Origin of the sequence: Salinibacter sp. 10B, from assembly GCF_002954405.1 — a bacterium.
GTDB lineage: Bacteria > Bacteroidota > Rhodothermia > Rhodothermales > Salinibacteraceae > Salinibacter.
Window position 1 is genome coordinate 387,319 of the sequence record NZ_MQWC01000004.1, and the last position, 21,305, is coordinate 408,623.

Annotated in this window: 20 protein-coding genes; 11 read left to right on the top strand and 9 right to left on the bottom strand. The window is 61.5% G+C overall.

What is annotated here, in order from left to right; translation table 11 throughout:
• Nucleotides 1-25: 25 nt before the first annotated feature.
• Complete coding sequence (locus BSZ35_RS01895) at nt 26-874, bottom strand: ParA family protein (protein ID WP_105010868.1); 849 nt, start codon at nt 872-874, stop codon at nt 26-28.
• 171 nt (nt 875-1,045) lie between these two features.
• Between BSZ35_RS01895 and BSZ35_RS01900 the strand changes: the two genes are divergently transcribed.
• Nucleotides 1,046-1,663 (top strand): Maf family protein, encoded by a 618-nt coding sequence (locus BSZ35_RS01900; protein ID WP_258096029.1) that lies wholly within the window; start codon nt 1,046-1,048, stop codon nt 1,661-1,663.
• A 187-nt stretch (nt 1,664-1,850) separates the two neighbouring features.
• On the top strand, nt 1,851-2,642 hold the full coding sequence (locus BSZ35_RS01905) for a type 1 glutamine amidotransferase (protein WP_258096030.1): 792 nt from the start codon (nt 1,851-1,853) through the stop codon (nt 2,640-2,642).
• A 4-nt stretch (nt 2,643-2,646) separates the two neighbouring features.
• Here the strand turns inward: BSZ35_RS01905 and folB are convergent, their stop codons facing one another.
• The 4 genes from folB to BSZ35_RS01925 form a co-directional block, all read right to left on the bottom strand.
• Nucleotides 2,647-3,087, bottom strand: a complete 441-nt coding sequence (gene folB / locus BSZ35_RS01910) for a dihydroneopterin aldolase (protein WP_105010871.1) — start codon at nt 3,085-3,087, stop codon at nt 2,647-2,649.
• 37 nt (nt 3,088-3,124) lie between these two features.
• Nucleotides 3,125-4,063: a PfkB family carbohydrate kinase gene (locus BSZ35_RS01915; RefSeq protein ID WP_105010872.1), complete on the bottom strand. Its 939-nt coding sequence runs from the start codon at nt 4,061-4,063 to the stop codon at nt 3,125-3,127.
• Between the two features lie 148 nt (nt 4,064-4,211).
• Complete coding sequence (locus BSZ35_RS01920) at nt 4,212-4,955, bottom strand: YtxH domain-containing protein (RefSeq protein WP_105010873.1); 744 nt, start codon at nt 4,953-4,955, stop codon at nt 4,212-4,214.
• Nucleotides 4,956-5,094: 139 nt separating this feature from the next.
• Nucleotides 5,095-5,346: a hypothetical protein gene (locus BSZ35_RS01925; RefSeq protein WP_105010874.1), complete on the bottom strand. Its 252-nt coding sequence runs from the start codon at nt 5,344-5,346 to the stop codon at nt 5,095-5,097.
• Between the two features lie 278 nt (nt 5,347-5,624).
• On the opposite strand from BSZ35_RS01925, the gene BSZ35_RS01930 reads away from it, so the two are divergent.
• The 8 genes from BSZ35_RS01930 (at nt 5,625) to BSZ35_RS01965 (ending at nt 14,422) form a co-directional block, all read left to right on the top strand.
• A complete protein-coding gene (locus BSZ35_RS01930; RefSeq protein WP_181149138.1) occupies nt 5,625-8,594 on the top strand; it encodes a tetratricopeptide repeat protein in 2,970 nt (989 codons plus the stop codon).
• Nucleotides 8,595-8,726: 132 nt separating this feature from the next.
• Nucleotides 8,727-10,418 (top strand): hypothetical protein, encoded by a 1,692-nt coding sequence (locus tag BSZ35_RS01935; protein ID WP_146109973.1) that lies wholly within the window; start codon nt 8,727-8,729, stop codon nt 10,416-10,418.
• A 131-nt stretch (nt 10,419-10,549) separates the two neighbouring features.
• Nucleotides 10,550-10,756 carry an HU family DNA-binding protein gene (locus BSZ35_RS01940; RefSeq protein WP_105010877.1) on the top strand — a complete coding sequence of 69 codons (207 nt, stop codon included), beginning with the start codon at nt 10,550-10,552 and terminating at the stop codon, nt 10,754-10,756.
• Nucleotides 10,757-10,786: 30 nt separating this feature from the next.
• Nucleotides 10,787-12,334 (top strand): SPOR domain-containing protein, encoded by a 1,548-nt coding sequence (locus BSZ35_RS01945; RefSeq protein WP_105010878.1) that lies wholly within the window; start codon nt 10,787-10,789, stop codon nt 12,332-12,334.
• 41 nt (nt 12,335-12,375) lie between these two features.
• The gene (locus BSZ35_RS01950; RefSeq protein ID WP_105010879.1) at nt 12,376-13,089 is read left to right on the top strand and encodes a MotA/TolQ/ExbB proton channel family protein; all 714 of its coding nucleotides are present in this window, start codon (nt 12,376-12,378) and stop codon (nt 13,087-13,089) included.
• A 45-nt stretch (nt 13,090-13,134) separates the two neighbouring features.
• A complete protein-coding gene (locus BSZ35_RS01955) occupies nt 13,135-13,542 on the top strand; it encodes a biopolymer transporter ExbD (protein ID WP_105010880.1) in 408 nt (135 codons plus the stop codon).
• A 329-nt stretch (nt 13,543-13,871) separates the two neighbouring features.
• The gene (locus BSZ35_RS01960; RefSeq protein WP_105010881.1) at nt 13,872-14,162 is read left to right on the top strand and encodes a hypothetical protein; all 291 of its coding nucleotides are present in this window, start codon (nt 13,872-13,874) and stop codon (nt 14,160-14,162) included.
• Entirely contained in the window at nt 14,159-14,422 is a 264-nt protein-coding gene (locus BSZ35_RS01965; protein ID WP_105010882.1) for a hypothetical protein, read from the top strand. Before BSZ35_RS01960 ends, BSZ35_RS01965 begins: the two co-directional genes overlap by 4 nt.
• A 375-nt stretch (nt 14,423-14,797) precedes the next feature.
• Here BSZ35_RS01965 and alaS read toward each other — a convergent pair whose 3' ends face one another.
• The 3 genes from alaS to BSZ35_RS01980 form a co-directional block, all read right to left on the bottom strand.
• Nucleotides 14,798-17,686 carry an alanine--tRNA ligase gene (gene alaS / locus BSZ35_RS01970; RefSeq protein WP_105010883.1) on the bottom strand — a complete coding sequence of 963 codons (2,889 nt, stop codon included), beginning with the start codon at nt 17,684-17,686 and terminating at the stop codon, nt 14,798-14,800.
• 67 nt (nt 17,687-17,753) lie between these two features.
• Complete coding sequence (locus BSZ35_RS01975) at nt 17,754-18,227, bottom strand: Uma2 family endonuclease (protein ID WP_105010884.1); 474 nt, start codon at nt 18,225-18,227, stop codon at nt 17,754-17,756.
• Between the two features lie 80 nt (nt 18,228-18,307).
• Nucleotides 18,308-18,943, bottom strand: coding sequence for a DNA-3-methyladenine glycosylase (locus tag BSZ35_RS01980; RefSeq protein WP_105010885.1), 636 nt, complete (start codon nt 18,941-18,943; stop codon nt 18,308-18,310).
• An 83-nt stretch (nt 18,944-19,026) separates the two neighbouring features.
• Here BSZ35_RS01980 and BSZ35_RS01985 point away from each other — a divergent pair, with 83 nt between their 5' ends.
• Nucleotides 19,027-19,968, top strand: a complete 942-nt coding sequence (locus BSZ35_RS01985; RefSeq protein ID WP_105010886.1) for a DUF4097 family beta strand repeat-containing protein — start codon at nt 19,027-19,029, stop codon at nt 19,966-19,968.
• 90 nt (nt 19,969-20,058) lie between these two features.
• On the opposite strand, the gene BSZ35_RS01990 is transcribed toward BSZ35_RS01985, so the two are convergent.
• Complete coding sequence (locus BSZ35_RS01990; RefSeq protein ID WP_105010887.1) at nt 20,059-21,249, bottom strand: thiolase family protein; 1,191 nt, start codon at nt 21,247-21,249, stop codon at nt 20,059-20,061.
• Between the last annotated feature and the right edge of the window lie 56 nt (nt 21,250-21,305).

The window sequence follows — 21,305 nt, forward strand, 5'->3', positions numbered from 1 at the left end:
CTCAACAAAGACAAAAAACGCGTGATCAGGAGTCGAGCGCCTCATCCGGCAGCGGCACATCGTCGGCATCAATCGACTCGTCCGTCACAGTAGCCCGAACGTCCTCCTGCGATTCCATGGCGCGGAGACGACGCAGCATCTCGTCGGTCGCATTCGCATAGTCCCGCGCGCCCCGGGCACTGGAGTCATGATCAAAAACTGTCGTTCCGCCGTCACGCGATTCCGCGAGCGCCGTACTGGTCCGAATCACGTTGTCCAGCACCCGCTCGCCGTACTTTTCGCGGAGGTACTGCTGATAGGTGCGGTGGATGCGCTTGCGGGCATCCACCTGCGTGAGCAGAAACGTGCGGGATTGAAGCCGCGGATTGAGCTTGTCGCGCACAAGAGTCGTCGTCTGAAATGTTTGCTCCGCTCCAACGACCGCCTGGTACTCCGGAAGGACCGGGATGAGAACGTGCTGACTCGCAACGATGGCGTTTAGACTAAATACCGTCACCGCAGCCGCGGTGTCGAACAGAACGAGATCGTAGTTTAGCTTTGCCCTCTGTAGAGCCTCCCGTACCCAAAGCACGTCGGTCGGCTTGTTGAGATCTCGCAGCCGCTTCGTAAGCGTGCTGGACGAGGGCAGCAGATCAAACCCGCTGGCCTCCCGCACCGGAAGTCGCCCAACCTTAACGTCGGGACTAAAAAGCGCCGCCACCGACGCCTCGGGCGCCGGCTCATCGATGCCCATCGTGCGGGTCAGAAATCCCTGCGGATCCAAATCGACGACGAGTGTACGCCACCCCGACAGCCCCATCGCAGCCGCGAGGTGGATGGCGGTCGTCGTTTTTCCCGTACCTCCCTTGTGGTTGCAAACCGACAGGACGATCATACAAGTGGAACCAAGTGCGGAACAGCATCAACCTGAAAGGTAGCCGCCCACGGGGGTGGTGTCAACCTCACCTCCGCCTGTTGTCGACGGCCCGGAGAACATCCGTACCCGAATCATCAATCAGTTACATCCCTCACCGTTTTCTCACAAATACGCACACCGATTTCGACCGTGACTGTACTTACGAATTTGTCCGCTCCCCTCATTCTGGCGTCGCAGTCTCCCCGTCGCCGGGCCCTTCTCGAACAGGTCAACGCCAATTTCCAGGTGCAGGTGAGCCCTGCCGATGAGGAGTTGGCGACTTCTCGCCCCCCATACGAGACGGCACGTGCCCTTGCGGACCGAAAAGCAACCCCCGTCGCCAAGCAACATCCCTCGGCTCTCGTGCTCGCCGCCGACACGATCGTCGTGCATGAAGGCGACATCCTCGAAAAGCCCGGATCCCCGACTGAGGCTCGCCACATGCTTCGGCGTCTCAGCGACGACGTGCACGCAGTGTATACGGGGATTGCCCTCCACCACCGCGCTTCAGACCGCACACTCACGACGGGCCGGGAAACCCAGGTTCATTTCGCTAGGCTCACCGACGACGAAATTGCGTCCTATGTCGCCACGCAGTCCCCGATGGATAAGGCCGGCGCCTACGGAATTCAAGACCACACTGGGCCGTTTTTTGTCCAGCGCCTCGATGGCGACTACTACACGGTGGTCGGTCTACCGCTGCGTCAACTATACGAGGCGTTGCGGATCCATTTCTCGGACCTCCTGAACTCCTCAACATCTTCCTAAGCAAGCCCCATGCATAACCGCTCAACTTTTGGGGGATTTCAAAGTATATGAACTGTCCGATTTATCAGAACTCGAGTGCGTCTCCATGAACGCCCCCGCCCGTTCCGATGTCCCCTCCCGCCTGCGTTCTCCACTGTGGTCGCGCTCCTTGCAATTGCTGCTCATACAGGCCCGAAGCGCCCCACGCATGGTTGAACAAGAACAGCAGTGCTTCGTCGAGCGGTGCCGGGTCCCCCTCGATCGATTTCGGATTGTAAACGTCGTTCGTGGGACGCCCCCTTCCCCAGAACACCTGTCGGCAGTCGACGCGGTTCTGATCGGAGGCGCAGGCAAATACTCGGCGGCAGAGGATTACGAGTGGACAGCGCCCCTCCTCGACTTCGTCCGTCACGTCGTGGACAGACAACTGCCCCTCTTCGGGTCGTGTTGGGGTCACCAAGTGATCGCCCGAGCCCTGGGCGGCACCGTGGTGTACGACCCCGACCACGCCGAGCTGGGATGCCTCGCGGTGGAGCTCACGGAGGCGGGTGCCAACGATCCGCTTTTCCACCGCTTCCCAAAGCACTTTCGAGCCAACATGGGCCATCACGATCGCGTCATCGAACTACCGCCGGGCGCAACAGAGCTGGCCCGCAACGACCAACCCTACCAGGCTTTTCGTCTGACCGATGCGCCTGTGTACGGCACCCAGTTCCACAGCGAGCTCGATGCGGAGCGCGAACGTGAGCGCATCCGCGTGTATCGGAAGCACTATCGCGACGCACTGCCGGACGAGGCAACTGTGCAACGAGTCATGAGCAACCTGGCCGACACGACGGAGGTCGATCACCTCCTGTACGACTTCCTCACCACCTTCGTGGCTCGGGGGCACCCCCTTTCCGAGACTTCGTCCCTCGAATCCCCGTCGTCTCTTCCGCCCGCAAAAAGACTCCCTGCCGCCTCGTCCCCTCCCGAAAAACGACTGCCCAGTGCCGAGTGAGTCGTTACTCGGCCTCATCGGTATTGTCAATGTAGTATGTCGCTTCCGCCCGGTCACACGGTCCCCCCACCGGCGGATTTGGCTTTCGGACCGTTACCTCTACCCCCTCAACCGAGGGGTACGTCTCCAGCACCTTGTGAGCAATTCGGTACGCTAGCTTCTCGATCAGGTAAAAGTTATTCTCCGTCACGAGCGTCCGGACGTACTCATAGACCTTCTCGTAATTCACCGTCCGATCCAGGTCGTCGTGGAGGGCAGCTTCCTCAAAATCCAACTCCACCCCTACGTCCACCTCGTAGCGCCCGCCCACTTTGTGTTCTTCCTGCATCACGCCGTGATGACCGTAAAATACGGCATTCACCAGGCGGACCCGGCCGGTCGAGGATCGGCCGGAGGACGGATGGGCATCAGACTCAGACACGTCGTCGGCGTTTATATCAGTCATTGGAGAAGCCCCGATGCAAATAAATCCGAACCGGGGGCTACGCGGGCTGCTTCTCTACGGAAACGAGGCTGGGAATGGCCGCCAGGTCTCGGAACGACTGCGCCCGCTCACTGATGTCGATCGGGCCCAGCTCAAGCAGGCGCTCCGGCCCGAACCGTTCAACCACGAACGACGCCATGACGCTGCCATAGACGACCGCGCGGCGGAGGGCTTCATGATCGATGCTCTCTGCCCGCACCAAATGGCCCGCGAGTCCTCCCGCAAACGCGTCTCCAGCCCCCGTCGGATCCTGAATGTCTTCCAAGGGATAGGCCGGTGCACTAAACACGGACCCGTTGGCAAACAGGAGCGCCCCGTGCTCCCCCTTCTTGATGATCAACGTCTCCGGGCCCATGTCTCGGATGACGTCCGCTGCCGTCACGAGGTTCGGCTCATCGGCCAGCTCTCGGGCCTCTGAGTCATTGATGACGAGGCAGTCCACAAGTTTGAGCGTCTCGCGCAGGCTCTCGGGCGTATTCTCGATCCAAAAGTTCATCGTGTCGGCAATCACGTAGCCCGGATCGTCGACCTGCCGGAGCACGTCGCGCTGCACCTTCGGATCGAGGTTGCCAAGACAAACGATTTGACTGTCATTGTACGAGGCTGGAATGTCCGGCGCGAATCCCTCAAGCACGTTGAGCTGGGTCTCCAGCGTGTCGCGCTCGTTCATGTCGTAGTGATAGCGCCCATGCCAAAAGAAGGTTTTCCCGTCCTCATTCACGTCAAGGCCTTCGAGATCAACCCCTCCGTCCAATAGGGTTTGACGATACTCGTCGGGAAAATCATTGCCCACGACGCCCACGAGACGAACATCGTCGGTAAAATACCGGGAAGCGAGGGTAATATAGGAGCCACTTCCCCCCAGTACCCGCTCAGCGGAGCCGAAGGGGGTTTCGATAGAATCAAACGCAACAGTGCCAACAGCGAGAATGCTCACAGGTACGTCTAGACGACTCTTAAAAAGTGGACTCGAACGCGAAGAAGCTAAGGGTCAGGCACGGCTCATAACAGGGCCTTGTACGAATTCCCGACCAAGGCCCTGCGCCGCACTCTCCAGCCTACAGGCCGGGTCTCTTCAGCTCACCTTACAGCCAATGGCGGAGCTTCGCAGCTAAGTAGCTTCCCGCGGCAAGGCCAGCCAGCCCCAAAGCCGTCCGCGTGTACGAGCGACCCTCTGTTGACGCTCCAGAAACGGTATCAGACACGGCATCTGCGTACTCCTCCACGGCCTCCGTGGCCTGCTCGCCCAGCGTTTCCCCGAGCTCTTTGGCCCCCTCTCCAGCCTTGGCGCGCTGCTTCTTGAGGCGCTGCGCGGCTTTGCCGGTCGCCTCGCGGAGTCGTTCGGATGCACTCTTGGCAATGTCCTGTGCTTCCCGCTGCGCACTGCGACTGGCCTCCTGCGCGTCCGCTGCCAGGCGTTGCCCGGTCTTCTGGGCTCGTTCACGCAGCTCAGCACCGGAGCGGGCCGCACGATCACTCACCTGATGGCGGAGACGAGACGCCGCCTGTCGGGCATCGTCGGTCAGTCGGCGCAGGCGCTGCCGGGCGTGCTCGGAAAGGGTGCGGGGTGGGCGGGGACGAGTCGCCATTGAAGCGCCGTAGCCCGCCGCGGCCCCAACCCCGACCGAGAGCGCCATGGTGAGAAGCGGGTGCCGCTGAATCCAGTTCTTCGCGCGGGCTTTCGCCTGCTGGGCTTTGAGACGGGTAATCTCGGCGCGCAATTCGCCAACGAGCTCTCGGAGATCCTTCGAGGTCTCGTCAGCCGCTTCCTCATTGTTGCGAGTATCGGGGTCCTGGGACGTGGAAGATGCAGAATCGTCGGTGCTCATGAGTGGATGGGTGCTTGAACGGAGAAACGTAGATGAACAGGAGTGGAGCCTGGCACAACGGCACGGGTAGCCGTGCCACTGCACAAAGCCTCATGCGGAAAGTATCATCGGCCCGGCAGAAATCGACCGTACCTTCTTCCTAGTCGCGAAAAAGGGATCCGAGAACAACGCCGGTGGCAAACGCTCCGAGCATAGAGGCCTTCTGATGCTCCTCGACCCACGATCGCGCGACGCTCAGGGCGAACGACGCCTGCATTTTTGCCGAAGAGAGGGGATCGGGCTCCCCGGAGGCATCGGAGGCCCCGAACGATGGACCGTCGTCGGCCTCCGAGTCTCTCATCTGTTGGAACGGATCCGGGTCCTTCTCTTCGCGTGAAGGGGAATCAGTCATATCGCTGTGAAAACACCAATGACCAGAACACGGCGAGCGGTTCACGTGAATGCCCCCTCCGACTAACAGTATTCCTTCATGGGGCGGTCCAAGATACCGCTCAGAAAGACACACTTGTTCCCGGTAGTGCGCTCATTTTTGACGAACCTCTGGGCACCTCATCCCTTCCATTCCGTTAGGCTGTGGTATTCGATGCTCTTCGGTCTGTCCTTTCGATTGCGAGTATGACTTCTACGCGTTCGGATATCGTTCCTCGGATGACTGTGTGGGGCCTTGTGATGGCGAGCCTTCTTGCGCCCTTCACGGCGTTTGCTCAGGAAACCGCGCCTTCTGCCCAAAGAGAATTTGCATCGGCGGTGGAGCTCTACAACCAACGGCTCTATGCCGAGGCCATGACGGCGTTCGACGCCTACCGGGCAGCCTACCCTACCCATTCGCAGGCCGGCCAGGCCCTCTACCTGGAGGCCAAGGCGGCGCTCGCGCAGAACCGCGACCAGGAGGCCATTCGGCTCTTCAAGCGATTCCAGCGTACGCGCCCCTCCCATCCGCGAGCAGCGGAGGCCCAATTGAGCCTCGCACAGTACTTCCTTGATGAAGGAGACACCGACGCCGCTCGAAGCCAGCTTCAATCTATCATCGACGACCCCGCCACGCCCGCCCAGGCGGCTCGCGCCTTGTACCTCTTCGGGAAAACCGAACGCGAGCGCGGCAGTCTCGACCGGGCCCTGCGCTATTTTCAACAGGTAAAGCGCGACTACCCCGACACAGACGTGGCGCCCGCTGCCTTTTATGCTCTCGGTGCCACGCAGGTGCGCCTCGAACGCTACGACGCAGCGGCCGCCTCGTTCGAAGAGTTGGGACGGCAGTTCCCGACCTCTCCTTTTGCACGCAACCTTGGAACCGCCCTCGCCGAGGTGTACTACCGTCTTGAACAGTACGAGCAGGCCGCCACTGAGCTTCGCGGACGTCTCGACCAACTGCAAGGCTCGCAGCGGGCCCGTGCCCTGTTCCTCCTCGCCGAAGCCTCAAACCACCTGCGCAACGGCGAAGATGCGGTCGTGCACTACCGTCAGGTGATCGACGAATACCCGAACACGCCGTATGCGGGGCCGGCCACGTACGGTCTGGCCTGGCACTACTTTCGGGCGAAGGAACATCAACAGGCGGCCGAGACCTTTTCGCGGGTTCGACGTGAGGCTGCATCTCCCCTCTCGGAAAAGGCCACCTACTACGAGGCCGTAAGCCGGGCGTTGGCCGGCGCGACAGATCGAGCGGTGGAGCTCTACCAAACCACCGCCGAGCAGCAGCCTGAGAGCCGTCTTGCCGCAGAGGCCTTGTTCGAGGCCGGTCTGCTCCGCTACCAACAAGAGCAGTATGGCTCGGCAGCAGCCTTTCTCCGTGCCCTCGTGCGCGACCATCCCGAGGCCGAACGGGTCGGCGATGCGTACTACTGGCTCGGCAACGCGTACCTCGTGGACGAGAGCCTAGACCGCGCGCTTCAGGCGTACAACCAGGCCGCCAAACGCGATTCCGCTCCCGACTCCCTGCTTGTCGAAGTCCGCTTCCAAAAGGCCTGGGCCCAGTATGAGAAGGATCGATTTGCGGACGCGGCTCCGGATTTTCTTGCATTGGCCGATGCTCACGCGAATACCCCCCGCGGCCGGGAGGCTCTCTTTTGGGGAGCCGACTGCCACTATCAGCAAAACAACTATGGTCGGGCCCGCACCCTCTTTCAGCGGTACTTGGAGGAAAATCCAACCGGCGATCACGCCGTGGCCGCCCAATACGCTCTGGCCTGGACGTACTTCAAACAGAATCGCTTTCAGCCCGCAGCGCGCTTCTTTCAACAGTTCCTGAATGCCTTCGACGACCAACAGACGGACATTCCCTACGCTCAGGACGCTCGTCTACGCCTCGCCGATAGCTATTTGGCCATGAAGCAGTACGAGAATGCCCTTGAAGTCTATCGGCGGGTCGGCGGCCAGGGGGCCGATTACGCGCTCTACCAGGCGGGGGAGGCACTCAACTATGCAGGTCGACGCGAGGAGGCCCTCCGCACACTTCGCCGCTTTGTGGAGCGCTATCCAGATAGTCGCTGGCACCCGGAGGTCCTCTACCGAATCGGGGCCGTACACTTTCAACTACAAGAGTACGAAGCGGCTGTGGAAGCGTATCAGCGCTTCCTGGACACGTATGCGGATCATCGTCTCTCCCCAGAGGCCCAATACGGCATTGGGGACAGTCACTACAATGCTGGCGAGATGGAGCAGGCCGTACAGGCCTACCGGACCGTACTCGAAGAATACCCCGAAAGCCCAACCGCCAACGAGGCCGCCTCAAGCCTTTTCTTTGCTCTTAGCGCAGCGGGGCAAAGCGATCGTGCCGACGAGCTGATCGCGTCGATTGCCAAGCAGAACCCGAACGCAAACCTTGAAGACCGGCTTCGCTTCCAGCGTGCAAAAGCGGCCTACCAGAGCGGCGATTCTGAGCAGGCCCTCCGCCTTTTCCAGGAGTTTGTGCGCACCTCGTCCACAACCGCTCTCCTGCCCGAAACCTACTACTACCTCGGCCTTCTATACGCCAACGACGACGCAACGACTGAGGCCAAAAACTACCTACAACAGCTCGTCAACCAGTACCCCGATAGCGATGTCCTGCCAGAGGGGGCCCTTCGGCTCGGAGATCTCTACATGGACGAGGATGCCTATACGAAAGCCATGGACGCCTACAAGGCAGCCGCTGAAAGCGACGCCATCAATGACGAGCTTCGCGCCCAGGCCCGGTACGGGCAAAGCACAGCCCTGCTAAACCTCGACCGCAACGATGAGGCGAAAACCATTCTAAACCGGATTCTGGACGAGGCGCAAGGAGGCCCGCTGCAAGCCTCGGCGCGGCTTGGGCTCGCCCGAATCTACGAGGACGAGGGACAGTCCGGAAACGCCCTTGGACTCTACCGGCGCGTCGTAGAAGACTCCGACAGTGAAACCGGGGCTGAGGCCCTATTCCGACTCGGGAAACTGCTCCGCGAGCAGGGCAATCGGCAGGACGCGATCCAGGAGCTCGACCGTATGTCCGCTCTCTTTGCTGGATACCCTGAATGGGTGGCCAAGTCCCTTCTCGAACAAGCCCGAGCCTATCAGGAAATGGGTCAAACCGGCCAGGCCGCTCAGCTTTACGATCAGGTTGTAAACTCGTACCCGGGCACGCCCTTCGCCCAAACCGCGAAGGAGGAGCGCCAGTCCCTCTAGCGCTTGCGATGCCCCCATCGCTGCTTTTCCGAATCGACTCCACCCATGCGCTTCCCCGTGATCGCCGCTCTTGTCCGTATCTCCGCCCGTTCCACGTGCCGCCTTTTCGCTGTCTTCATTTTGGTGTGCGTTTTGCCCTACAACAGCGTCGCCCAGGAGCAAGGCGACGCCCCCGAGCAGCAGTTGCCTGAGATTGCTCCGCAGGAGATCGAAATCCGGGGGGAACTTCAGTTGTCGTTTCCGTCCCTGAAACGCCAGCCGCTCCGGGGCTTTGCCTCGCCACCGACCATCCCCTCAGTTCCAGACGGACGGATGCCGTACGTTGAGCCCTACAAGCAGGCCTTGGAAGATCTGCCGGAAAGTTTGCCGGCGCCGGACGCTGCGTCTCAGACGGTGAGTACCCCAGCCGACCCTCAGGAGGGGTTTGTGGAGATGGGCGGCGGGCGGTACCTTTCTCGATTTGCTCGGGGTCGCCTCTCCTTTCCCTTCACAGCACAACAAACGCTCTCCGTTCGCGCCGACTATTCGGGTCTGGACGGCTTCTCGCCATTTCCGGGCTCAGACGTGTCCACTCCCTCCGACGTCTTTGATGGAGCCCTCTTGTTCGAGAGCCGCCACGACGCTCTGGCAGTCACGGCAGACGTCCACGCACAGGCCCAGCGCTATACCCTCTACGGCCTCCCACCCGTCGGGCAAGATACCGCCGCGATTGCCCCCGATCGGTCGGGGTACACGACGGGCTCTGCCCTCCGACTTCGCACGTTCGGATCGATCACGTCGTCGGTAGAGGTCTCCTTCGATCGTACACAGTATACCAGCCAGTTGGCCCCTCGTCCGGATGCTCCATCGGACGCGTACCACGAACACCGGCTCGCCTTCGACGGGTCACTCACGGTCCCCATCGGGCGCATGGCTACGACCCTGGATGCGCTCGCCCACCGTGCCTCGTATGGCGGCGACGTGCCCAACCATACGGGGTATCGGGTCGGCAGCGGTCTTTCCCTTCAGTTGGCAGACTCCGATGCTCTCTCGGCCACCCTGGGAGGACGATTCCTTGGGTTTGAGGCTCCCGCGACTCCACGCCAGCGCACCGACAACACGGCGTCCGCTGCCTTCATCGCCCCGGCGGGGCGGGTGGAGCTCTCGTTGGCCCCTGGGGTCACCCTCTTTGCCGAAAATGCTCCGTCGGTCACGTCGGACGGCCTCGCCGATCTTTATCGTCGGAATCCGTACGCCGAGCACGCCCCCTCCGTTCGCCCCACCCTCTACACCACAAAGGCCGAGTCCGGCGTACTTCTCTCTCTCGGCCCGCTTCGCATCCAGCCCACAGCGGGATACCGGTATGCCCCAAGCTACCAGTACACCCAAAACCCCTCCTCCTTTGTCCCCAACGTCCCTCTGCTCGTTCAACACGCCTCTGCCCGAATCATTCACGGAGGCGGCCAGATCGCCCTCCAGGGCCTCACCGGGGTGGAAGCATCGGTAGATGTCTCCGTTCGAGACGGTGAGCTAGTTGGAGATAATGCCCCTATCCCTTACTTTTCCCCACTGGTCACCGATGCGATGCTCTCGGTCTCCTTTGCGGATCAACGCGGTTTACTCCAAACGACGGGCACGATCGAAAGTCCGCGTCCGACGACGCCCTCCGGCGATACCGAAGTGGGCACCTACATACACTTCGACCTCGAAGGCTCTTACGCCGTATCCTCCCTCCTTGACATTGTCGTCCGGGCAAAGAACCTCGGCCCTGAGGCCCCAAAGAAATGGGCCCGGTATGCCCGTCCCCCTGCAATGATCATGGGTGGGGTTCGAATTCATTGGTAGTGAGACGTTCTGTGCCGCTGCACCTTCAACTCTGCCCCTTGCAATCGGACGATACGAAACGGATTTTCGCTTTTCGTATATCCTGACCCCCCTGTTCGCTCGTCCTTTTCGCTGTCCTCCCATTTGCTGCCATGAGCACGCCCTCCGCCGAAGACATCATCAAGGCATTTGTTCGCGTTACGCGCAAGAAACTCGAAAATGGAGAGACCGTGCAGGTCCCCGGCTTCGGCACCTTCTCTGTGGAGCACCGTCCTAGTGAACAGAAAGAAGGCCCGGACGGTGACAGCTACATGAAACCCCCTCGGGACGTCGTCACCTTCGAGCCCGAACAGCAATGACCTTTTTTTCTCGTTGGCCTCTCTACCGCTATGTCTGCCCCGATTCATTCTCTGCTCGCCGACGAACTGGACCTCCCCGACGCGAAGGCAAAAAAACTGCTCGGGGCCATGCTCCGTGAGGTACGCAAGCGGGCTCGTCAGGGGGTACGCCTGCCCGACTTCGGAAAATTCTCGGAGGAAAATGGCACCTTGGTCTTTGAGCCCAGCGAGTCACTGGCTCGTGCTGTGAACCATCGGTTTGAGGGGCTGGACACAGAGGACCTTGGGAGCGCCCCCGACACATCAGCGGAAACGAACACAGACGACTCGGACGGCGGGCCCGATACCATTACGCTCGGCTACCAGGAAAGCAGCAACTGGAGCCCGATTGATGGCGAGGACGACGAAGAAGAAACGGAACAAACGAGCGACGAGCCAGACACGGCAGAATTCGAGGTCCCGTCGGCGGAAGAAGCGGCAGACACCGAGGAGCTTCAGACCTCTTCTACGGAGCCCTCTGACGCACCGACCGACCCGCCCTCCGATTCCTCTTCAGACGTTTCTTCTACCGAGGAGGGAGGGGCCCGTACAGAAACGGAAGAACTGTACCCACTTGTCGAGGACATGCCGAGCGGCCCCGACGAAGAAGACGCCTCGTCGGCCTCTGCCTCTTCGGCCCCTTCGGACGAGGAGTACGACGAAGAGCGCGATTCCCTCTCCGGCATCTGGGGATCCGAGGAAGAACAGTCCGAAACGGAGGCGCCCCCCTCCTCCCCATTCGAGGAGGAGCCTGAGCCCGCGTCTGCGTCGGACGAGGATGTCGATCCATTCTCTGGTTCAGATACATCGGAAGACGCTCCTGCGACGAAGCCCGTCGACCAGTCCCCTCCCACCTCCGATTCCGATCCAGAACCTGCCCTGGACCCCGAACCCACCCCGGATGCCCCCGAAGAACCTCAACCGGCTCCGCCGGCATCGGAAGACCCACCAGAAGATACGGAAACAACCTCTACCACCCTCCGGGTCCTTACCTCCCTGCTGATCCTACTGCTGGTGGGGGGAGGGGCGTGGTACATCCTCGGCCAGCAGGGCATGGTTCCCGGCCCCGGAACCACGTTTGCCCAACTGGAATCCCGCCTGCAGGGCACGACGGCCCAACCCAATGCGTCATCCTCAACCGGCCCGACCACCTCGTCTTCTGGGGAGACGCCCGAAACGTCGGCCTCTGAGGAAGCAGAAACGACCTCTAGCACAGACAATGCAGAATCGACTGCGTCCTCCGCATCGTCGGATTCCCCCTCCGACGAGACGACCGCAACGACCGACTCGTCTCCGCGCCTCGATCCGACAGCAGGCGGCTGGACGATCATCGTTGCGTCTCGCACCCAGCAAGCTCCCGCCCGCACCCTTGCCTCCGACTTTCGCCAACGTTTTGCCGATCAGCAGACGCCGGTCGGCGTCCTTTCCGGAAACGTCGAGAACACGACTCGGTACCGTGTGGGCGTCGGGCAATTTGACTCTCGAGAGGCTGCCCAACAATTTCTCGACCAGCACGGCTCGAAACTGCCGGACGGCGCTTGGCCTCTGCGTCTACAGTAACGGTCCGTTTTCCGTCATTCACTCGTTTGCCTCGTTGCTTCATGGTCTTTCTTCAGCAAGTCGATAGTGTGGCCGCGGACACGGCCCAAGCAGCCGCCGCGCAGACCTCCTCCGTCCTCGACATGCTCGTGCTTGGAGGATGGGTCATGATTCCCCTCGTCCTCCTCTCAATTCTCACGATCTACCTGCTTATCGAGCGGCTCATCACAATCCGACAGGCATCGTCCAATCCCGATGCCATTACGGATCGAGTTCGGGACTTTGTGCGCAACGGAGACGTGGAGGGGGCCATTGCCTACTGCGAAAAGAAGGATGTCCCGATCACCCGCATCCTGCAACAGGGACTCGAACGACTGGGACGTCCCATCTCGGAGATTCAGGACGCCGTGCAGGCAGCTGGGAAGCACGAAACGTTTGAGCTCGAAAAGCGCACCAATCTCCTGGCCAGCATCGCGGGCATTGCCCCCATGCTCGGCTTTTTCGGTACTGTGCTTGGAATGATTCGGGCCTTTCAAGAAATCCAGAACCTGCAAGGAAATGTAAATCCGAGTGTGCTGGCGGGCGGGATCTGGGAGGCCCTTGTGACAACAGCTGCCGGTCTCCTCGTCGGGATCCTGGCCCTCTTCTCCTACAACTTCCTCATTGGCCGCATCCGTCGCCTGACGAACGATATGGAGCGGTCCGCTACCGACTTCATCGATCTGCTACAGGAACCGGTGTCCTCCGGCCAGCGAAAGAAGGAGGCCCTCGGATAACCGTCCTGGTTCTCGCGTGTCGTCTTCAGCACTTGTCTCTGCTCTATGTCCCTCGACTTCTCGCCCTCCCGGGAGCCCATGACGGACATCAGCTTGGCCGGCATGACGGACATTGTCCTGCTCCTGCTGATCTTCTTCCTGCTCACCTCGAGCTTCATCCCTCAAATGGGCATTCAGGTGACCCTCCCGGAGGTGGACACTTCCGCTCCGGTCGACGAACAATCCATCACGGTCGCCCTCACGAAGGACGGCACCTACTATGTGAACGGCACGCCCGTGGCCGGCTCTCGCCTGCTCGAGGAAATCCGCGCTGCACGCACCGCTCAGAGTACCCTCATCGTTCGTGCCGACCAGGCCGCCACGATTGAACAATTCGCTTCGGTCGCTTCTGCCGCCCGCGCGCTCAACATGCGCATCCTCGTGGCAACCGAACGCAGCGGCCGCTCCCCGTAATCCTCTCTCTTTCTTGGGTCGGGTACAGTCTCCAAGAACGGCCTCTCCGCCGGAGATTCTCCCCTTTTCGTCGGAAAAAGTTACCATCCCGCCCCTCTCTCTTCGTCCCGGTCCGGCGTACTTTTTTCCCCGTCTCTGTCCGCGGACCACAACTCTGAAGCGAATTAGCGTTCGAATCCCGCATCCGCCCGGAAAAACCGTCTCTTCTTGCCGTCCTCGGGGCCCCATTTGTCAAAACGGTCGCCCTATCCCTTTCCTCTGGTCCAGATTTTGCTGGGTGGAGTAGTAGTCATTCGTTCCAACGTTTCTCCGCCCTCCTGGCTGCCTTCATGACCCGCACCGCTGTCCATCAAGCCATTCAATTTGAAGGGTTAATTGAGGGCTGCACCGACTACCAGTGGTTGCTCACGGATGCATTGTATGAGGCAGCCTCGTCGTCGGGCGAGCCGTCCCCGCGCTGGCTCATCAAAAGCCAGGATCAGAAAGCCGAGGAATCCTCCTATCAGGTACACTACCACTTTACGGATCGCCAGTTAGGACTGCATCTGTCGGCGCCCTCCGCACCGGCACTGGCCGAAGAAATTCGCACCCGCTTCCACAACCACAAGACGAATCAGTGACTCCTCCGAAGGTTGATGACACCGTGCATTTCGAAGGGTCGTGGCTCCCGGAGCAACGTGCCCTTCTGTCTAATGCCATCGAAGATTTTGAGGCCACACGGAACGACGACCGCCTCTTCGAGGAGGTCCCTGCCTGGGTCTGCGTCGCGTACGACGTAGGCCGCTCTACGCTGTTTTGTGCCCACCGTCCGTACCTTTCGAAAGTCTTGGCCGCCGAAAGCGCAGGGGGACTCGCCCAACGGGTCCGGAATGCGGGATAGCCGTCGCACATACGTTCTCCCTTCATCGCAGATGTCCGGCGGCGTAGACCGCGCGTCGCTTGGAGATATCGGGGGCTTCGATTTAGCTTTCAACTCTCTGAGAAACAAAATCGGGGCTCTGGGACCGTTCTCTCTCCCCCTCTGTCGACCTCGACTGGGGACTCCACAGGCCCCAGGTCAGAATGGGCGTTGAAGGGGGCCGTCTTCCTTCATCCGGGAAGCCGCATTCTACGTTTGAGAGTGGACGACTCCGAAATTAGGCCTCAAAACGCCTCCCGTACGCCAGTATCCGCCGGCACACTCTGCCCGGAATATGGCATACGAATCCCCGTCCCCGCCTCGGATTCGATTCCATGAATGTGACCCTGGGAGTGCTCATCCCCGCTGCTCTCGAACCAGCGCAGGCACCTCCTCAAGAACCTCGCCCAGCTTCTCAGCGTCTCGCCCCCCGGCCGAGGCCAGTTGTGGACGTCCGCCCCCACCGCCGCCGAGTCGTTTGCCGAGTGTACCGACAATAGCACCGGCCTGTAGTACACCGGATTCAATCAAATCGTCGGAGACCGTGGCCACCACGTACACCTTCTCCCCCTCCTCTCCCGTACTGCCCAACACGCCCACGGACTGTTCTCCGAGCTTGTCGCGAAGCTCCTGCCCCAGCTCCTGGAGATCGTCCATGTCTGCGCGATCGATCCGGCCGGTGACGACCGTAATGCCGTCTACCTCCGTCGCCCCCTCTGAAATGATCGAATCGAGGCGCCCGGCCAGCTGCTGATGGCGAAGTTCCTCCACCTGCTCCTGCAGCGCGTCACGTTCGTCTTGCAGCCGCGCAATGGCGTCCGGCAGCGGGTCCTGCAAGGACCGGAACTGCCGACGGGCCTGCGTGAACTCATCGAGTTGCGATTCCACATGGTCGAACGCAGCCTCGCCCGCCACGGCCTCGATGCGCCGCACGCCAGAGGCGACGGACCCTTCCGACAGGAAGCGAAAGAGCCCGATTTCGCCGGTGGCGTCGACGTGCGTGCCCCCGCAAAGCTCCATGCTGTAGTCCGGGTCGAACGTAATGACGCGCACCTGGTCCCCGTACTGCTCGCCGAAGAGCGCCATTGCCCCCCGCTCTTTCGCTTCGTCGATGGGCACCTCGCGGGCCTCCTGCTTTGGAATGTTGCGGCGGATGGCGGCGTTCACCTGCCGCTCCAGGTCGCGCAGCGTGTTTTCGTCCACCGCCTCAAAGTGACTAAAGTCGAACCGCAGGCGGTCCGGGGCCACGAGCGACCCTTTCTGCTGCACGTGATCGCCGAGCGTTTCGCGCAACGCAGCGTGCAGAAGATGTGTGGCCGTGTGGTGGGCGCGGATCCGTCGACGCCGATCCGTATCCACGATGGCCTCCACAGGCGCGTCTAACTCATACGGCAGGTGATCAACGACGTGCGCGATGCGCTCGCCCTCGTGCTGCGTGTCGTGCACCGCGACCTCTTCGTCGCCGATGCGGAGAATGCCTGAATCGCCCACCTGCCCGCCCGCCTCGGCGTAGAACGGGGTACGGCTGAGCTCGAGTTCGTACTGCTCCCCCTCCTCCGTCTCGACGGTGCGCACCGCACGGATCTCAGCGTCGCCGACCGACTCCTGGTCATAGCCCACGAACACGGACGACGCCTCGCCCTCCGTCACTGGCTGCCAGGCATTCACGTCGCTCTGATCCACCTCAAAGGAGGACGCGGCGCGGGCACGGCTCTTTTGGCGCTCCATCAGGTCCTCGTAGCCCTCCATGTCGACCGACAGGCCCCGCTCCCGAGCCATCAGCTGCGTGAGGTCGACCGGAAAGCCGTACGTATCGTGCAGGAGAAAGGCGACCGGTCCCGGCACGGCCTCCTCACGCGCGACACTAGCGAACGAGCGAAGAATCTCCGCCTCGTCGTCGGCATCCACGTAGGCCTGCTCCAGCAGGTCCATTGCCCGCCCGTCCTGCTGAAGGTCGCCGAGAATCTCGTCGGTGGCCTCGCCGTCCTTGCTCGAGAGGTCTTCGACGTACGGCACCACGCGTTCAAAGAAGTCGATTCCTGTCCCCAGCGTCTTCAGGAAGCTCTCCTCCTCCGACCGGATGGCCTGCTCAATGAAGTCCTGTTGATCGACGAGATCGTCGAACTGGCCGCCCATCTTGTCCACGAGCGGATCCATGAGTCGGTGCAGGAATGGCTCATCCAGATCGAGGGTCTGGTACCCATAGCGCACGGCCCGGCGCAGGATGCGACGGATGACGTATCCCGCCCCGGTGTTGCTCGGCATCACGCCGTCCGAGATGGCGAAAGCAATCGCCCGAATGTGGTCGGCAACGACGCGGAGGGCAATGCGAGCCTTCTCGCGTTCCTCCTCGTCGTCAATGGCGAGATCGTCGTAGCCGCGCACCTCGTCTCGCGGTGAAAGATCGCAGGTCGCCTGCAGGAGCGGGGCGAAGAGGTCCGTATCGTAGGTCGACTCCTTCCCCTGCAGCACGGCCACGAGGCGTTCGAAGCCCATCCCAGTGTCCACGTGCTGGTCGTCCAGGCGCTCCAGGCTCCCGTCCGGCTGCGCATTGTACTGGATGAAGACGAGATTCCAGATCTCCATCACCTGTGGGTGATCCTCGTTCACCAGCTCCACACCCGGCGTCTCCTTCCGTGCGGCTTCGGGGCGCAGATCCACGTGTACTTCGGAGCACGGACCGCAGGGCCCCGTGTCGCCCATCATCCAGAAATTCTCCTTGGAGGGCTCGTAAAGCACATGATCCTCTGGAATCGGCGTCTCTTCGAGCCAGAGGTCGTAGGCCTCCTCGTCGGCGTCCAGGCCGAAACCCTCGTCGCCCTCGTGGACGGTGGCGTAGAGGCGCTCCGGCGCCAAGCCCCACTGATCGACCAGCAGCTCCCATGCCCAGCGGATGGCCTCGGCCTTAAAGTAGTCGCCGAAGCTCCAGTTGCCCAGCATCTCAAAGAAGGTGTGGTGGTAGGTGTCGTGCCCCACCTCCTCCAGGTCGTTGTGCTTCCCGGACACGCGCAGGCATTTCTGCGTGTCGACGGCACGGGTATACGGACGCTGTCCCGTACCCAGGAAGACATCCTTGAATTGGTTCATCCCCGCGTTGGTGAAGAGCAGGGTGCTGTCGCCCTCCGGAACCAGCGACGCACTAGGAACGATTTCATGATCGCGCTGGGCAAAGAACTCCAGGAATTCCTCCCGGATCTCTTCCGAAGTGCGGGCGGTGTCGACCGAGTCTTGCAGGTGTGGCTCCATGAGGCGTAGGGATGATCGTGCCAGTCAGTGTACCCAGAGAATACAAAGACGCGCCCCCAAACGAGGTCTATCCGTCGTCAAAAATTGCTGAGATCTCGACCTCGATGTCCGTGGCCGGATCCTGGATCGTATCCGTCGACACGGTGTGCGGCTTGTTGCCGGGCGTAAAGATCGTCACCGTTTCCGTCGTCGGCTGGACGAGCCAGCAGGATTGAACGCCCGCGTCCAGCATCGCGGTAATCTTGTCCACCACGTCCTGCGTGCTCTGCGACGGACTCACAATCTCGACGGCGAGGAGGGGCGGCTCTGTTTTTCGGACCGTATCCTCCTGGTAATTCACCTCCAGGGGCGGATATACGCAGAGATCCGGCGTGAACCGGTTCCCATCGAGTTCGAGTGCCAGCTCACTCAAGACCGTGTACTCCGGTTCGTACTCAAAAAGGGCAACGGAGAGACGAATCTGGAGACGACTGTGATTGACACTCGGCAAGGGCTTTCCACGCTCTTGTTCGTAGTCTGTGCGCTCTTGGGTGGTCTCCATGATAGAATCACGGGTGTGAGGCCAGAGGGAGAATGCGTCTTTTCCTGTTGTACGGACGGACGAGCCGAGGATTCCGAACGTCACGTCGTCTGATCACTCGGCGTGGCGGGCGACACGTAAGGATGGCCGTCGATAAAGAAGCGCCACTCCCGCTCCACGGCCTTCGAAATACCGATGCGGGAAGACGTGGCGACCGTTTCGTCCTTTTCGAGCTCTCCGGAGGTAAAGTAGAGCGGCGCCTGCGTGAGGTCGGCCTGATGAAATGCGTCGTCAATGCCAAACGCCTCGCTCAGCTTGCCCGGCCCGTTCGTGAGATCCACGGTCCGATGCTTCTCGCCCCGATTCGCCCGAATCACGTTCTGTCCCTCCACCGGTTCCACCGCCCGGATGAGCACCGCTCCTCCCGTCCCCTCCGGCTCCGTCACGACATTCAGGAGCCAGTGCATCCCGTAGATGAGGTAGACGTATCCGAGGCCGGGGGATGTAAACAAGTCGGCCCCACGCCCTTCGCGCCGGACCGATTCCGTCTCCGGGTCGTACAGGTTCCATCCATGAAAGGCGGGATCATTCTGCGTGTACGCTTCCGTTTCTACGATCCGTCCGACGAGCGGCCCCCGGCCTCGGCCCGGAAATTCGCGAACGAGACGATATCCAAGAAGCTCTCGCGCAACGTCGAGCGTATCTCGACGAAAAAAAGACGACGGACAGGGATCCATTGCCACGTTGACGATTGGTATTGGGAAGCGGTTCCTGCTATATTGCCCGTACGCTCAACCGTTTCTACGCGTCACACTTCAGCATGCCCGACTCGGCCCCACCGCAGGACGCGGTGTCTGTCATCGCTCAGGAATTCCTCGTCGACGAGCCGTGTTCAATCGCCGTGGATGTCCCCGGTGCCCATGTACGTATGCGACCCGGTCCGGCAAAGGATCGGGTAGAAGTCGACATTTCCGTCTCCGGCTGTCCCCCAGACACCGCGGAGGATATCCTCGACCGCATGCAGGTGGGCACCCAACAAATGAAAGACACGGTGCGGGTGTACGGCGACGGGGACCAATCCGACGCCGAGTGGTGGCGCTGGGTCCGTACACTCGATGTTACGGTACATGTGGACCTTCGGCTCCCCTCCCGTGTGGAGGCGGACCTCCGCGTGCCGGGTGGAGAAATCGACATCGCCGACCTCCAAGGCCACCTGGACCTCAAGGTGATGGGAGGTCCCTGCCGTGCAGAAAACCTGGAGGGCACCCTCGACATTCGAGCCGAGAGCAGCGACGTCGCGATCAGTGGCTTCTCGGGCGACCAGGTGATTGCTCGTATCGCGGTGGGCTCCCTCACGATTACGGACGTGCAGGCCGATACGCTTACCCTTCGCTCGGTGGCCGCTCCCGTGTCGCTTACGGACGTGGACGGCGCGACCGATGTCACGGCCAACAGTACGTCGGTCGAAATTCAATCACTGAATGGTCCCCTCACTGCTCGCTCTCAGGGCGGTGATCTCTCCTACACAGGCGCCCCGACACACGAAACCGAACTAACGGTGGTTGGCTCCTCCCTGTCCCTGCGTGTGCCCTCCGACCACCCCGCCGACCTTACCATGGTTGGGGATACCCTCACCCTGGACGAGGCCTTCGCGTTCGGGGGCGACCACACTCCTCATGAAATCAGCGGTCCCCTCAATGACGGTGGGCCCCCGCTCGTCCTGCGGGCCATCGGGGGCTCGGCCCACTGCCATCCCTCCTAATGGAACCAAATGGGCAGACGGCGGCTCCGGTCGGGGGAGGCGGCCGTTCCGGGCATGTGCCAGACCCGAACGTGCTATTGCCACACGGGCCTACGCAGACCGCTCAATGGGAAGCGCAACCCCACCCCCTGTACCATGACAAATGGCCGCGAGGCCACGCGTCCCCTCATGCTCGCGCAGGGCATGGAGGAGCGTCACGACAATGCGTGTGCCAGACGCCCCGATGGGATGCCCCAGTGCAATGGCCCCGCCGTGGACGTTGAGTTTGTCGTACGGCACGCCCAGTTCGCGATGAAATAGGACGTTATTGAGCGCGAACGCTTCGTTGTTCTCGAAGAGGTCGAAGTCCTCAATCGTCGTGTTGGTGTCCTCCAGCACCTGCTGAACGGCCGGAATGGGGGCCTCTGGAAAACGGTAGGGCGCGCCCGCCGACCACTGTCCGGTGCCGACCTTTGCCAGCGGCGTAAGGCCGTGCGTCTCCACCGCCTCAGCACTCGCCAGCAGCATTGCCGCCGCTCCATCGGAAATCTGACTGCTATTGCCGGCCGTAAGCACTCCGTCCTCCTGGAACACGGGACTGAGATTCGCAAGTCCGTCCGCCGTTGTGTCGGGCCGAATGCCTTCGTCTGTAGTGAGGGTTTCGGTCCCGCCGCGGGTCTCGTACTCTACTGGTGTAATCTCGTCGTCGAAGCCCCCGTCCTCGGTCGCCTGGGCCGCCCGTTGCTGCGACATCGCAGCCACCTCATCAAGCGTGTCGCGGGCCACGTCCAGCTCTGCACAGAGCCGTTCCGTCTGCACGCCCATGGCCTCTCCACTCATCGGATCGGTGAGTCCATCGCGGTGCATGATGTCCTGCACAGTCTCGCCTCGCGGAGCCATGGTGTATCCCCATCGCGCCCCCGAATCGAGATAAAACCCGGCATCCGACATTGACTCGGTGCCCCCCGTCAAGATTAGATCTGCTTCTCCGGCCTTGATCTTCGTGGCCGCGTTCATAATCGACATCATGCTGGACGCACACACCATGTCGACGGCGTATCCGTCAATGCTCTCCGGGATGCCGGCCTGCAGTGCCGCCTGCCGGGGCACCAGCTGGCCGTGCCCGGCGCGGAGCACATTGCCAAAGATGTAGAGGTCAAGGGCCTCTCCCTCCACATCGGCGCGGTCGAGCGCGGCCTCCATTACCGGAGCGGCAAGATCGACGGGCGAATGGTCTTTCAGGGCGCCTCCGAAGCGGCCGATGGGAGAACGAACGGCACTGGCGATATAGACATCACGCATGGAAACGGAAAAGGGACTCGTGCAACGAAACGCGAATGGAGACGGATCTCCGGATA